The following is a 14,906-nucleotide window of genomic DNA, read 5'->3' on the forward strand; positions in this document are numbered from 1 at the left end:
AGTTATCGGTTATTGGCATCCGGATCGAACTGGCTGAGCCAGTCGACCACGGTCTGCCGATAGAGGGTCAGGCCCTTGTAGTCGGCAATGGCCTCGGGCAGGTCGCGCAGCACCCGATGCAGCCGACAGGCCCAGACCGGATTGGTCACCAGCTCTTCGAGGCTGATCAGGTAGGTTCGGATGCCGAAAAACAGCGCATTGCTGCGTGGCAGGCGCGCCATAAACTGCAGCTCGACCCTCAGGTGTACCAGCCGGGCGACGTTTTCCGGGGTCACCAGGCCGCGTTCATGGCCCCATTCGTGAAAGGTTTCCGGGGAGGAGTCCAGGCGCGGGTTGATGGTCATGGTCCAGTTCAGGCGGCGTACCGGGCTGTCGACCTGAATATTGAGCAGGTATTTAAGGGCCCGATCGAACACCCCCAGCTGATGGGCCATGGGCACGGGGGCATGCCATTGCTTGAAGCTCATCCCCGCATCGAAGGCCAGCGACCAGTCCGCCGGGCAGGTCACCATGCCCGCATCCATGAACAGGTCATTGTCACGCTGATCCAGCAGGGCCACGTCACCCTGGATCTGGCGGGTAATGTACTCCAGCGGCTCATAGGGCAGGGTGTCGGAATCACCGAAGGTAAAGTGCTGGCAGATATCCAGCGCATGGTTCTCCCAGATCCACCGATCACCGTTACGTGTCAGACGGAACCATTCGGGGTAATCGGCGGCCAGGTGGGTCATCAGCATCTCCAGCGTGTCCCAGGCCGCCTGCTGCATGTGCGGCATCACCAGGCAACGGCGCGGGTCCATCTCCAGTACCCGGGCCCGCTCCACCACTTCGGAGCGGTAATGCTCGTCGATATCGAACCAGTGTTCGAACACGGATCCGGGATCCCGCGGCGTGGCCGGCTCGATATTGACCGAATACATATAGCTGTCTTCGGGAAAGGGAAACGGAAAGCGAGCAATCGCCTCCGGGCTGTTATGAAAGCTGAAATCGCCCTGATAGCTTTCCAGCGCTTTAAAGGTCACAGACATGGGTACTCCTACAGATCGAGCAATAAAGACTGGCCGCCACATGCACGGGAGACACAGGGCATCAGCTGGCTGGCGCGTTCGTGAGGGTCAAGAAAACTGTCCCTGTGGTCCACCTCCCCGGCCAGATAGCGGGTCGAGCACTGACCACAGACGCCGCCCCGGCACAGGTTGGGTACTTCAATTCCGGCCTGCTCCAGCGCTTCCAGCAGGCTGTAATCTGCCGCGACCTCGATACGCCGGCCACTGCCGGCCAGTTCGGCCACAAAGGGCTCGCCCGGCTCGGCCGAGGCGAAGGCTTCCCAATGTATTCTTCCCTCTTCCCAGCCGAGCCCGACCGCCGTCTGGCGCACCGCCTCCAGCAGGGATTCGGGACCACAGACATACAGGTGGGTGCCCAGCGGCTGTTCGCCGAGCAGGGCAGACAGATCCAGCCGCTCCCCCGCTGCGCCATCGTAGATATGCAGATCATCACCCAGGCGCTCGGCCAGCTCGTCCCGATAGGCATCGGTCAGGCCGCCGCGACAGGCATAGTGCAGGCTCAGGCTGGCATCACCACCACTGAGCTCGGCGATATAGGCCAGGAAAGGGGTAATGCCGATGCCGCCGGCGATCATCAGGTGATGGCGCGCCAGGGAGTGAGGGGCAAACAGGTTGGCCGGCGGCGACAACTGCAGGCGATCCCCCACCCTGACCTGCTCATGCATGAAACGTGAACCGCCACGGGAGTCCTCCTGCAGCCTGACCGCGATTCGGTAATGTCCGCTGTCGGCAGGATCGCCGAGCAGCGAATAGGCGTTACGCAGGGTGCGCTCCCCGAGGGGCATGTTCACCTGCACATGGCTACCGGCAGAGAAGCCGGGCAGGCGGCCGTTGCGGCCTTCAAGGGTGAATTCCCGGATCAGCGGCGTCAGCTGGTGTATGGCCGTGACCCGGACCTCGAGCAAACCATTCATGACGCCTCCTCCCACGGCTGTTCCGGGTCGGCACACACCCCCATGTATGCCCCGAGTCGGCGGGAGAAATGCTCTCGCACCAGCAGCCGCACACCGCAGCCACCGCAGCGTACCTGCTGCTGCTGACCGATGTGCTGGAGCGTAGAGCAATGCACACAATACAGATCCCGGCGTTGACCGCTCCTGATCATCGTTATCTCGTTACTCTGCAGGCCACCGGCACAGGCCATTCGATGTACCTGCCAGAGAAAGCTTTCATCACCACAGACATACAGGCGGGTACCGACTGCCGCCGTTGACAACAGGCTCCGCAGGCGAATAGCCAGACATTCCAATGCCCGCGCACCACCATAGCCATGCTTTTCATCCAGAAAAAGGTGTTGCGGCGGAGCTCCGTCGGCGCTCAGCCTGCGATATAACTCGGTCGCCTCATTCAGGTTCATCGCCTGGCTGACCAGCAGGTGCCGGGTACCGGAACCGGCCACCCCCGCCACCGACTGATATACCGGCGTGCTGTGCATCACTTCCGCAGCGTCGCTCGTCATCTTCAATCCCTCGTTTGACCCGATTGCACGAGACCATCCCAGATCGTCCCCAACAAATAATTCTTCATAAGAATTATTTGTTCCCACAAAGAAAGGCAAGAGCTATGCCACATAAAACAAGCCATTGATTTTAAATGGATTTATTTATGACTCTCTATTTTGGGGAACGGGAAGGGCCAAAAACTGCACTATTGGCGGGCAGGCTGCACAAAAAAGAGACACGAATGCAGCCTGAAGCGCTTGAGCCGACAACAAAAAAAGGCCCCGCAGGGCCTTTGAAACAGAGCGGGAAGGGATTACTTGCGGATCTGATCCGGACCAAATTCGGGATAGGCGTGCATGCCACACTCGTGCACATCCATGCCCTCGGCTTCTTCCTCGGCACTGACCCGCAGGTTCATCACCCGCTTGAACAGCCACAACACCACCATAGTGGTGCCAAACATCCAGGCGAAGACGACGACAGTCCCGGTCAGCTGCACCAGGAAACTGGCATCGGGATTACTGAACATCACGGCAAAAATCCCCCAGATACCGGCGCTGCCATGCACGGAAATCGCCCCCACCGGGTCATCCAGCCGCAGCTTGTCCAGTGCAGCACCGACAGCACCACCACCACGCCGCCAACCGCGCCGATCAGGGTCGCCAGTCCGGCAGAGGGTGCCAGGGGTTCGGCGGTAATGGCCACCAGGCCGGCCAGGGCGCCGTTGATGGTCATGGTCAGGTCGGTTTTCTTGAACAGGGCCCGGGCGAACAATGCCGCCACCACCATGCCGGCCGCCGCCGCCGCATTGGTGTTCACGAAGATCTTGGCGACCGCGTTGGCTTCTTCCACATTGGCGATTTTCAGCTCGGAGCCGCCATTGAAGCCGAACCAGCCCATCCACAGAATAAACATGCCCAGCATCGCCATCGGCAGGTTGGCACCGGGTATGGGTCGTATCTCGCCCTTGGGACCATATTTTCCGTTACGCGGACCGACCATGATCACCGCCGCCAGGGCGGCGGCGGCACCGGCCATGTGCACCACTACCGAACCGGCAAAGTCCTGGAAGCCGAGTTGGTCGAGGAAACCACCGCCCCATTTCCAGTACCCTTCAACCGGATAGATAACCGCCACCATGACCACCGCAAACAGCAGGAACGGCCACAGCTTCATGCGCTCGGCCACGGCGCCGGACACAATGGACATGGTGGCGGCGGCAAACACGGCCTGAAAAATAAAGTCGGCCATGGTGGAGTAGTAGGGCGCATCCTCTCCACCGGCGAGCACGGCGGCCGTGGTGTTGTCGCTACCCAGCAAAAAGTCGAGGCCGGGAATCACGCCATTGAGCGGCGTCGCCGGGTACATGATGTTGTAGCCGACCGCCAGGTAGACAATGCAGGCGATGCTGTACAACAACGCATTCTTGTTGAGGATTTCGACCGTATTCTTGCTGCGCACCAGGCCCGACTCCAGCATGGCGAAGCCCGCCGCCATCCACATCACCAGCACGGTACACATCAGAAAATAAAACGTATCCAGGGCATAGCCCAGTTCCAGTACCAGATTTTCCATTTGAGTTGCTCTCCATAGTCACTATGATCAATTCATCTGTAACGGAAGCAGGCGGCCATCGCCGCCTGCTGCTACCGAGGCCAATCAAGCTGCTTCCGGACCACCGGCCAAGTTCAAAATCCCTTGCCGGGGATCCACTGAGTACCGGCCAGCGGCACCCGCGCCATGGCCGCGGATTCAACGGTCAGCGCCACCAGATCTTCAGGCTCCAGGTTGCGCAGGTCGTTCTTGCCGCAGGCCCGGGCCAGGGTCTGCGCTTCCAGCGTCAGCACCCGCAGATAGTTGGCCAGCTTGCGGCCGCCTTCGACCGGATCGAGACGCTTCATCAGCTCCGGATCCTGGGTAGAGATACCGGCCGGATCCTTGCCTTCCTGATAGTCGTCGTAGAAACCGGCCGCCGAACCCAGCTTGTTGAACTCTTCCTCGTACTTGGGGTTGTTACAACCGAGGGCAACCAGGGCCGCCGTGCCTATCGCCACCGCATCGGCCCCCAGAGCCATGCACTTGGCCACGTCGGCACCGTTGCGGATACCGCCGGACACGATCAGCTGAACCTTGCGATGCATGCCCATTTCCTGCAGGGCCTGCACCGCCTGGGGAATGGCCGCCAGGGTCGGAATCCCCACATGCTCGATAAAGACTTCCTGGGTCGCCGCCGTGCCGCCCTGCATACCATCCACCACGATAACATCGGCTCCGGCCTTGACCGCCAGCTTGACGTCATAATAGGTGCGGGTGGCGCCGACCTTGATGTAGATCGGCACCTGCCAGTCGGTGATTTCGCGCAGTTCCTGAATCTTGATCGCCAGATCATCAGGACCGGTCCAGTCCGGGTGACGACAGGCGGAACGCTGATCGATACCCTGAGGCAGGTTGCGCATTTTGGCCACGCGGTCGGTGATCTTCTGGCCCAGCAGCATGCCGCCGCCGCCCGGCTTGGCGCCCTGACCCAGCACCACCTCGATGGCGTCGGCCTTGCGCAGATCGTCCGGGTTCATGCCGTAGCGTGACGGCAGGTATTGATAGACCAGCTTCTTCGACTGGCCCCGCTCCTCGGGAGTCATGCCGCCATCACCGGTGGTGGTGGAGGTGCCGGCGATCGATGCGCCACGGCCGAGGGCTTCCTTGGCGTTGGCAGACAGGGCGCCGAAGCTCATGCCGGCGATGGTGACCGGAATATCGAGCACAATCGGCTTCTTGGCGAAGCGGGTGCCGAGGGTAACCGAGGTGTTGCACGTCTCGCGGTAGCCTTCGAGCGGATAGCGGGACATGCTGGCACCGAGGAACAGCAGATCATCGAAATGGGGCAGCTTGCGCTTGGCACCGAAGCCGCGGATATCATAGATACCGGTCTCGGCGGCACGACGGATCTCCGCCATGGTGGTGCGATCGAAGGTGGCGGACTCACGCAGTCCGGTATGTGCTTGGTTGTCTTTACTCATCTTCAAATCCTCTCACAAACAGGCTCAGTAGGCGGACGCGTTGTCGACCTTGAAGGTGTACAGCTGACGCGCAGATCCGTAGCGACGGAATGCCTTGGGATCTTCATCCAGGCCGGCACGGTTGAGCAGGGTGGTCAGCTCCTCGATGTGTTCGGCGCGCATATCCTTCTCGATACAGTCGGCACCCAGCGATTTGACCTGTCCCTTCACATAGATATGTACTTCATACAGGGAGTCACCCAGAGCATCGCCGGCATCACCGCACACCACCAGGGATCCGGACTGGCCCATAAAGCAGCTCATGTGCCCGACGCTGCCCTTGACCACGATGTCGACCCCTTTCATCGAGATGCCGCAGCGGGCGCCAGCATTGCCTTCTATCACCAGCAACCCGCCCTGGGCGGTGGCACCGGCGGCCTGCGAGGCATCACCCTTGACCCTGACGGTGCCGGACATCATGTTCTCGGCCACGCCCTGACCGGCATTGCCGTGCACCACCACATGGGCCTTCTTGTTCATGCCGGCACAGTAGTAGCCCGCATGGCCGTGTATATCGACCGACAGATTCTGATCAAGACCCACCGCAATATTGTGCTGCCCCTTGGGGTTGAGTACGGCCCACTCGCGTTCGGTAGCCTCTACCGCCTGGTCGTGCAGCCTCTGGTTCAGTTCCCGGACACTGAGTTCTGCTAAATCAATGGATTTCATCTTTGTTGACTCCTTAAGCGCTACGTTCCCAGATATAGAAGGTGGCCGGTTCCGGCTCCCAGACGCGGGCGTTTTCGATGCCCGGCAGTGTGGTCAGTGCCTGATATTCCGAGGCCATGGCGACATAGTCATCCGTTTCTGCCAGTACCGCCGGCTTGCAGGCGATGGGATCGCGCATCACGGCGAACCCGTTGCGGGTACCGATGGTGAAGGTGAAGAAACCATCCAGGTCATCCAGCGCATGCTCCAGCGCGGTCTGCAGGCTGTCGCCCTGACCCAGCCGCCAGGTCAGGTAGCCGGCGGCCACTTCGGAGTCGTTCTGAGTCTGGAAGCTGATGCCTTCCCGCTTGAGGTTTTCACGCAGGCGATTGTGGTTGGACAGGGAACCGTTGTGCACCAGGCACAGATCCATGCCGGTGGAGAAGGGATGACTGCCCTCCATGGTCACCGCCGACTCGGTCGCCATCCGGGTGTGGCCGATGATGTGGCTGCCTTTCATGCCGGCCAGGTTGAACTTGGCGGCAATCTGCTCCGGCAGGCCGATTTCCTTGAGGATTTCAATGGACTGACCGATGCTGAGGATCAGCACTTCGGGCGCCATTTCCTGCAGGAATGACCGTATGCTTTGTTCGTCGGCAGCGACCTTGAACACGGCCACGTTGGCATTCCTGAACCAGCTCAGCTCGGTTTTCAGGTTGACCCTGATGCTGTCGGCCAGATCCCCCCAGTCGAAGTCCTGGTTGGGGTGACGCAGGGTCAGCTTGACCCCGCCATCTGCCACTTCGTCGCCATAGATGGCGAACCCGGCGCTGTCCGGACCCCGATCGGTCATGGCAATCAGCATCGGCTCAAACAGCTCACCCAGCTTGCTCTCCAGTGCCGGATTTTTCAGATAGAGTCCAACAATTCCACACATAAAATATTCCTCTTGTTACACCCGATTCAGAAGAATTCGGCGTACTGTTTCAGTTCCCAGTCGGACACATGCCGGCTGTATTCAATCCATTCGGCCCGCTTGACCTTGATAAACTCGCCGACCACCTCCTGGCCCATCTTCTCGACAAACAGGGTGTCTGCCTCGAGTGCATCCAGTGCCTCGTTGAGGTTTTGTGGCAGGATTTCGATGCCCTGCTGCCGGATATCGTCAAGGCTCAGGTCATAGAGGTTGATGTTCATCGGCGCCGGTGCGGCCAGTTCCCGCTCGACCCCGTCCATGCCCGCGGCAATCAGGGCCGCATGAACCAGATAGGGGTTACAGCTCGAGTCCGGCAGACGGAATTCCAGCCGGCCATAGGGAATGCGCAGCATGGCCGAGCGGTTGTTGTCGCCGAAGCAGTTGTAAACCGGGGCCCAGGTTGCACCAGAGCCGTTGCCCCCCACCACCAGCCGCTTGTAGGAGTTCACGGTGGGGGCGGCAAAGGCACAGATGGCCTTGGCGTGGGCCAGGATGCCGGCGATAAAGTGATACGCCAGTCGAGACAGCCCCATGCCCTGGGGGTCACTGGCATCGTGGAACAGGTTGCGGCCTTCCTTGTCGGTAATCGACAGGTGAAAATGCATGCCGTTGCCGCTCTGGGTGGAATCCGGCTTGGGCATGAATGAGCACATCATGCCCAGCTTGTTGGCAATCTCGCCGGCGGCCATGCGCACGAAGGTAAAGCGGTCCGCCGAGGTCAGGGCATCGCTGTAGGTGTAGTTGATCTCGAACTGGCTATTGGCGTCTTCATGGTCGATCTGGTAGACATCGAAATCGACGGCCTGCAGTGCTTCGACCAGCTGCTCGAGGAACTCCCGTGAGCGGGACAGTCCCTTGTAGTCATAACAGGGTTTGGTCAGCACATCGGTATCGTCGACCGGTACCAAGGCGCCGTCATCGGTGCGGTGGAACAGGGAGAATTCCGGCTCCAGGCCGGTATTCAGGGTCCAGCCCCGCTCGGTCAGTCCGGCCAGCTGCTTCTTCAGCACCACCCGGCTGCAATAGGGATGGGGCTGGCCGTTGACATAGCCGTCACAGACAATGCGGGCATAGCCCGGTTGCCAGGGCACCAGGCTCAGGGTGTCCAGATCGCCGCGGGCGATAAAGTCGGGGCCATGCGGCTCCATCCCCAGCCCCCATACCGCAAACCCGGCAAAGCCCGCCCCTTTTTCCACCACATCCATCAGGCACCGTGCCGGCACCGACTTGGCCTTGGCCACCCCGTGAATATCGACAAACTGAGCCAGTACATACTTGATCTCGTTATTGTCGATCAGTTGCTTTATTTCCGAATAATCCATCATTCATCTCCGTTTGAATCATCGCTATCGTCGAATTCGCTCGCTACCATGGGTAAGGCTTGCTGCAGATGATTGGCATAACCGGAATCAATGTAATATTGACGACCGTGCCGGGTGTGTTTGGTCATGCCCCACCTTTATTTCCCCTGGAGAAATAAATCTTCATGCAAGGAAAAGCAAACAGCTTGCCAACTTTGAAGCTGGCCAGGCTCGTCGACACAGAAAAATTCAAGTGATTGTTTTTAAAGGAAATGCACTGGTGATAATTTAAATTTACCAAAGGGAATAAGTTGTTGGGGTATACTGGTTCCTGGCCATCTCCCTGTTTGCAGGGACTCTGCCGCACCAAACCTGTGCGATGGTGCACCCTTATCGGGAGACGGTGGCTTGCGGTAACGAGGATGAACGTCGGTCACAACACAGTTATACCGGGCCATGCTCGATGGGCCGTCGGCGGCGAAGGGGCACTGGCCTGCAACAACAACAAGAAGTGAGCAAACCATGGATGATATAAACGACCCTCAGCTTAAGCTGAAGCAATACATCGCCATCAAGGTCAAGCGCAAGCGGGTGGAGCAAGGGCTGAAAATCACCGATGTGGCGCGTATCGCCGGCCTGAGCCAGGGCATGATTAGCAAGATAGAGAATGCCCAGGTCTCAACCAGCCTGGAAACCCTGAGCAAGTTATGTGATGTCATCGGGCTGCCCATCTCCCAGCTGTTCAGCGATTACGACCGCCCCACCGGCGGCGCCCAGCTGACCAGGGCAGGAGAAGGCATGGAGGTGGTGCGCCGGGGTACCGAAATCGGGCATACCTATCAGCTGCTCAGCTACCACAGGGGAAAGAAGAAAAGTTACGAACCCTTCCTGATCACCATGGACGACGCCAGCGAAGTCTTCCCGACCTTCTCGCACCCGGGCCAGGAGTTCATCTACCTGCTGGAAGGACAAATCCTCTACCGGCATGGCAATCATCTTTATGAGATGTCTCCGGGCGACTCCCTGTCATTCGATGCCGAGATCCCCCACGGGCCGGAACGACTGGTTGAAGTCCCCATCAAACTGCTGTCCATTATTCATTACGACGATGAGCACTGAATCAACCGTCATTCCGGATTCAGTCATCATTTGCAGGCGTCGGCTCTCGCGCACAACAAAAAAGCCAGCCCGAAGGCTGGCTTTGACATTCATGCGGTGACGTGACCGGCTCAGATGGCCTGCTGGAAGATCACCGTGTCGGCTTTCTCCACGTAGCTGTCCAGCTCGTCGAAGTTCAGGTAACGGTAGGTATCCGCCGCGGTCGCGTTCAGCTCCCGGGCGTAGGCCTGGTATTCCTCGACCGTCGGCAGCTTGCCGTGGATGGCGGCCACGGCGGCCAGCTCGGCAGACGCCAGATAGACGTTGGCGCCCTTGCCCAGACGGTTGGGGAAGTTACGGGTCGAGGTGGATACGACGGTGGTGTTGTCCCCTACCCGCGCCTGGTTACCCATGCACAGGGAGCAGCCCGGGATTTCGATGCGGGCACCGACCCGGCCGAATATGCCGTAGTAGCCCTCGGCGGTGAGCTGATCCTTGTCCATCTTGGTCGGCGGCGCGACCCACAGCTTGGTCGGCAACTGGCCCTTGTACTTGTCGAGCAGCTTGCCGGCGGCGCGGAAGTGGCCGATGTTGGTCATGCAGGAGCCGATGAACACTTCATCGATCTCCTCGCCGGTCACGTCGGACAGCAGACGGGCATCGTCCGGATCGTTGGGCGCACACAGGATCGGCTCCTTGATCTCGCTCATGTCGATTTCCAGCACATGGGCGTACTCGGCATCGGCATCGGCTTCCATCAGCTCGGGATTGGCCAGCCACTCTTCCATGCCCTTGATGCGGCGCTCCAGGGTACGCTGGTCACCATAGCCTTCGGCGATCATCCACTTCAGCATCACGATGTTGGAGTTCAGGTACTCGGCCACCGGCTCTTTATCCAGCTTGATGGTACAACCGGCGGCGGAGCGCTCGGCGGTGGCATCGGCCAGCTCGAACGCCTGCTCAACCTTCAGCTGGGGCAGACCTTCGATCTCCACCACCCGGCCGGAGAATTCGTTGATCTTGCCTTCCTTGGCCACGGTCAGCAGACCATGCTGAATGCCGTAGTAGGGAATGGCATGCACCAGGTCACGCAGGGTGATGCCGGGCTGCATTTCGCCCTTGAAGCGCACCAGTACCGACTCCGGCATGTCCAGCGGCATCACGCCGGTGGCGGCGGCGAAGGCCACCAGACCGGAGCCCGCCGGGAAGGAGATACCGATGGGGAAACGGGTGTGGGAGTCACCGCCGGTACCCACGGTATCGGGCAGCAGCATGCGGTTCAGCCAGGAATGGATAACACCGTCACCCGGACGCAGCGACACGCCGCCCCGGTTCATGATGAAGTCCGGCAGGGTATGGTGAGTGGTCACGTCCACCGGCTTGGGATAGGCGGCGGTGTGACAGAACGACTGCATGGTCAGATCGGCGGAAAAGCCAGGCAGGCCAGGTCCTTCAGCTCGTCCCGGGTCATGGGGCCGGTGGTGTCCTGGGAGCCGACGGTGGTCATCCTGGGCTCGCAGTACTGGTTGGGACGCACGCCCTTCACGCCACAGGCCTTGCCCACCATCTTCTGGGCCAGGGTGTAACCCTTGCCGGAGTCGACCACCGGGGCCGCACGCTTGAACACGGTAGAGGCGTCCAGACCCAGCGCTTCGCGGGCCTTGTCGGTCAGGCCGCGACCGATGATCAGCGGAATACGGCCGCCGGCGCGGACTTCGTCGAGCAGCACGTCGGTCTTCAGCTTGAAGGTGCTCAGCACCTCGTCGGTACCCTGACGGCAGATCTTGCCCTCATAGGGGTAGATGTCGATCACGTCGCCGGTGTTCAGCCTGGTGACGTCACATTCGATGGGCAGGGCGCCGGCATCTTCCATGGTGTTGAAGAAGATGGGGGCGATCTTGTTGCCGATACAGATACCGCCGGCGCGCTTGTTGGGCACGAACGGAATGTCGTCGCCCATGTGCCACAGCACCGAGTTGGTGGCGGACTTGCGGCTGGAGCCGGTACCGACCACGTCACCCACGTATACCAGCGGGAAGCCTTGTTCTTTCAGGCTGTTGATGGCGGTGATCGGGCCAATCACACCGTCTTCGTCCGGTTCGATACCCGGACGGGCGTTCTTGAGCATGGCCTGGGCATGCAGCGGGATGTCCGGGCGGGACCAGGCATCCTGGGCCGGCGACAGATCATCGGTATTGGTTTCGCCGGGCACCTTGAACACGGTCATGGTGATCTTGTCGGCCAGTTTGGGGCGCTCGAGGAACCACTCGGCGTCGGCCCAGGACTGCATCACCTGCTTGGCGAAGGCATTGCCGGCCTTGGCCTTTTCGTCCACGTCGTGGAAGGCGTCGAACATCAGCAGGGTGTGGCTCAGGGCCTTGGCGGCGATCGGCGCCAGGGCGTCGACGTCCAGCAGCTCGACCAGCGGTGCGATATTGTAGCCGCCCTGCATGGTGCCCAGCAGCTCGGTGGCCTGCTCGGCAGACACCACCGGCGAGCTCACTTCACCCTTGGCGACGGCGGCGAGGAAACCGGCTTTTACATAGGCGGCTTCGTCAACGCCCGGGGGGATGCGGGTAGAGAGTAATTCGTAAAGGAAGGATTCTTCGCCGGCGGGGGGATTTTTAAGTAACTCAACCAGGGCGGCAACTTGCTCTGCGTCGAGGGGTTTGGCAACCACTCCCTCGGCGGCACGTTCTTCGACGTGTTTACGATAGGCTTCAAGCACGACTGTATCCTCTTATTATCATTCGCCACCAGGGGCGGAAATGTCCTTGTTGGGGCTGGTACCTTGGTACAGACACCCGCGCGGATGCCGCAGCAGTATATAAGTTTTAACAGGGAATTAAAATCAGCCCCCTCCCCCCTTTGGTCTAACCCAAGGTTAAACAAATGTTTTTAAACGTGATTTTCTATGCCACCGCCAACCAAACATCATAAAACAACCCATTAACATCAAAAACTGAACAGATTGCCGAAATACAAATAAACACTGTTTTTATCTCCTTCACCCTGGCCATACGCCAGATACAAGGGGCCCCAGTTGGTGTCAACACCGATGAAAATACTGCCCGCCATCAATGCCGACTCCCAGCCGACATCGCGCCGGCATTCCAGACTCCGCCCCGTTCGAGCGAGCCGCCCAGATACACCGGCGAACGGAAGGCCCCGAAGTCGTTGTCAAACCAGCGATAATGATAAAGCAGGCCGCCGAAGCCGCTGTAACGTCCGTTGAGCTGATCGCGCTGATAGCCGGACAGATTGAACAGCCCTCCCAGGCTGCGGGCAAACACCGGCACGGCCTGCTCGGCACTGGAGCCGCCGAATACCAGCTTGCCGATGAAAGTATGCCGGTCGATACGATAGGGCCTGAGCCACTCCAGCTCGTAATCCAGTCCGCTGACACTCTCTTTGCCGCCAGCGATATCCAGGCTGTTGCGGAAATAGCCCAGTCGCAGCTCGGCCGCCTCCCCTCTGGTCGGGAAAAACACGTTATCCAGGGTGTCGTGGCTGAAGCGCAGATAAGGACCGACCGAACCGATATCCAGCCGGGTGTCGATATTGCGCGCGTCGATATCGCCCACCAGCCCCTGCACTCCCAGCGCCAGCTCGCTCCAGGGGTTGAGGTTGTAACCCAGCTCACTGTTCAGGCCCCAGGTGGCATAATCAAAGTCCAGACTGGTCAGTGGCCGGAACAACTCATACTGGGGATCGGTGGTATCGAAGAAGAAGCTGCGACTGCGCTTCTGATACTCGCCGCGCAGCGACCAGAACACATCATAATCGGTGTCCAGCGGTGTATAAAATTCGGAAGCCAGCTGCTTGTTGCTGCCGAAGGTGGTTTCCACCAGCCATTCGCCGCCCAGCATGTTGATATTGGTGCGTCGGAACTGGGCGCCGATTTCGTAGTTGGAGCGAGTGGAAAAATCGTCTTCCAGCGCAAATTTCAGGTCGACAAAACCCGGCCCCCAGCCTTTTTCGCTGGTTTGTACCGTCAGCACCTGCTCGCCTTCCTGCTCTTCGATGCGATAGCTGACCCGCTCGAAGGCATCCAGGGCATAGAGCCGGCGCACCCCTGCTTCCAGCTCTTCCGTGCGATGGAACTGCCCCGGCACCACCCCCAGCACGTCACGCACCACCTCTTCGCTGAGCCCGGAGCGATTGTCCACCTGGATCCGGTCCAGATAAACCGCATCGGAACGTTGCAACCTGGCCCGTCTATCGAGCTTGCCGGACTGATAGGCAAAATAGTCATCCGCACTCAGCGACAACGCCTGCAATTGTGGCAACAGCCGTTGTGCCGCCTCCTCACCCCGGAGAATGGCCTCGGGCATCAGCTCGAAATCACCGACGCCGATGCCCTCGATGGCGGGCGTGATCAGGAGGTCATCTGCCGACATCAGGGCAACCTGACGTTGCGTGCTGGAACGGGTCAGATAATTGGTGAGCTGGCTGACCATGGCCAGGGCACCATCCAGTTGCTGACGGGACAGCATGGCATCACCGATATCGACCGCAATCACGATGTCGGCGCCAAGCTCCTGTGCCACATCCACCGGCATGTTGTTGACCACGCCGCCATCGGCCAGCAGCCGACCGTCTATGACCACCGGTTGCAACACCCCGGGCACCGACATGGAGGCCTGCATTACCGTCGCCAGATGTCCCTCGTTCAAGACCACAGGCGTCACTGTTTCCATGTCGGTCGCCACCGCCCGGAAGGGAATGGGCAGGTCATCGAAGCTGTGCAGGCCCGGCAGATTGAGGGTGCTCTGGCGCAGCAGGGCGCCCATGGCCTGGCCCTGAAAAAAGCCGCCGGGCAGGCTCAGCTGCCACTGCCGATCGACGCCGATATCGGTACGCAGCAAAAACTCGTCATTCTGGCGCTTGCGCCGGAGCGACAACTCGTCTCGCCCCACCTTGTCCTGATAACCCTGACTCCAGTCCAGCTGCAACAGCTGCCGCTCCAGCTCGTTCGCATCCAGCCCCAGGGCATACATGCCGGCCACATAGGCGCCCATACTGGTGCCGGTGACGATGTCCACCGGAATACGCAGTTGCTCCAGCACCCGTATCACCCCGATGTGGGCCGCCCCCTTGGCCCCGCCGCCGCTGAGCACCAGCGCAATTTTGGGCCGCTCGGGCTGGGCCGGAACCTGGGAATAGGCCGGGAAACAGCTCAACACCAACAGCAGAGGCAACAGATAACGGTGCATGGGGGAAAATCTCGACGGCAGCAGGTGCGGCCATTGTAGGGCGGGACGGTATCGGCGAAAAGCAAGAAAACGGTGGTGTCGGCCATGCATCAGCAGAGGCGG

Annotated in this window: 9 protein-coding genes and 3 pseudogenes; 1 reads left to right on the forward strand and 11 read right to left on the reverse strand. The window is 60.1% G+C overall.

Annotation, left to right across the window (positions count from 1 at the left end; translation table 11 throughout):
* Window positions 1-2: 2 nt before the first annotated feature.
* The 9 genes and pseudogenes from BFR47_RS05690 to BFR47_RS19080 form a co-directional block, all read right to left on the reverse strand.
* Window positions 3-1,028: a heme-dependent oxidative N-demethylase family protein gene (locus BFR47_RS05690; RefSeq protein ID WP_071472160.1), complete on the reverse strand. Its 1,026-nt coding sequence runs from the start codon at window positions 1,026-1,028 to the stop codon at window positions 3-5.
* Between the two features lie 8 nt (window positions 1,029-1,036).
* Window positions 1,037-1,981, reverse strand: coding sequence for a PDR/VanB family oxidoreductase (locus tag BFR47_RS05695; protein ID WP_071472161.1), 945 nt, complete (start codon window positions 1,979-1,981; stop codon window positions 1,037-1,039).
* Window positions 1,978-2,526 carry a dimethylamine monooxygenase subunit DmmA family protein gene (locus tag BFR47_RS05700; RefSeq protein WP_071472162.1) on the reverse strand — a complete coding sequence of 183 codons (549 nt, stop codon included), beginning with the start codon at window positions 2,524-2,526 and terminating at the stop codon, window positions 1,978-1,980. Before BFR47_RS05700 ends, BFR47_RS05695 begins: the two co-directional genes overlap by 4 nt.
* 296 nt (window positions 2,527-2,822) lie before the next feature.
* A pseudogene (amt, locus tag BFR47_RS05705) lies at window positions 2,823-4,084 on the reverse strand (ammonium transporter).
* Between the two features lie 113 nt (window positions 4,085-4,197).
* Window positions 4,198-5,526, reverse strand: coding sequence for an FMN-binding glutamate synthase family protein (locus BFR47_RS05710; RefSeq protein WP_071472163.1), 1,329 nt, complete (start codon window positions 5,524-5,526; stop codon window positions 4,198-4,200).
* Between the two features lie 24 nt (window positions 5,527-5,550).
* Window positions 5,551-6,234 carry a GltB/FmdC/FwdC-like GXGXG domain-containing protein gene (locus BFR47_RS05715; RefSeq protein ID WP_071472164.1) on the reverse strand — a complete coding sequence of 228 codons (684 nt, stop codon included), beginning with the start codon at window positions 6,232-6,234 and terminating at the stop codon, window positions 5,551-5,553.
* A 13-nt stretch (window positions 6,235-6,247) separates the two neighbouring features.
* Window positions 6,248-7,150, reverse strand: a complete 903-nt coding sequence (locus BFR47_RS05720) for a class II glutamine amidotransferase (RefSeq protein WP_071472165.1) — start codon at window positions 7,148-7,150, stop codon at window positions 6,248-6,250.
* A 26-nt stretch (window positions 7,151-7,176) separates the two neighbouring features.
* Window positions 7,177-8,514, reverse strand: a complete 1,338-nt coding sequence (glnT, locus tag BFR47_RS05725) for a type III glutamate--ammonia ligase (protein ID WP_217645457.1) — start codon at window positions 8,512-8,514, stop codon at window positions 7,177-7,179.
* On the reverse strand, window positions 8,511-8,639 hold the full coding sequence (locus tag BFR47_RS19080) for a hypothetical protein (RefSeq protein WP_281245946.1): 129 nt from the start codon (window positions 8,637-8,639) through the stop codon (window positions 8,511-8,513). The genes glnT and BFR47_RS19080 overlap by 4 nt, the downstream gene beginning before the upstream one ends.
* Window positions 8,640-9,012: 373 nt before the next feature.
* Here BFR47_RS19080 and BFR47_RS05730 point away from each other — a divergent pair, with 373 nt between their 5' ends.
* Window positions 9,013-9,609: a helix-turn-helix domain-containing protein gene (locus tag BFR47_RS05730; protein WP_071472167.1), complete on the forward strand. Its 597-nt coding sequence runs from the start codon at window positions 9,013-9,015 to the stop codon at window positions 9,607-9,609.
* A 110-nt stretch (window positions 9,610-9,719) separates the two neighbouring features.
* Here the strand turns inward: BFR47_RS05730 and acnB are convergent.
* Both acnB and BFR47_RS05740 read right to left on the reverse strand, forming a co-directional pair.
* Window positions 9,720-12,316, reverse strand: a pseudogene (gene acnB / locus BFR47_RS05735) (bifunctional aconitate hydratase 2/2-methylisocitrate dehydratase).
* Between the two features lie 227 nt (window positions 12,317-12,543).
* Window positions 12,544-14,804 (reverse strand): annotated as a pseudogene (locus tag BFR47_RS05740) (patatin-like phospholipase family protein).
* Between the last annotated feature and the right edge of the window lie 102 nt (window positions 14,805-14,906).

Source organism: Oceanisphaera psychrotolerans (genome assembly GCF_001870485.1).
Lineage (GTDB): Bacteria > Pseudomonadota > Gammaproteobacteria > Enterobacterales > Aeromonadaceae > Oceanimonas > Oceanimonas psychrotolerans.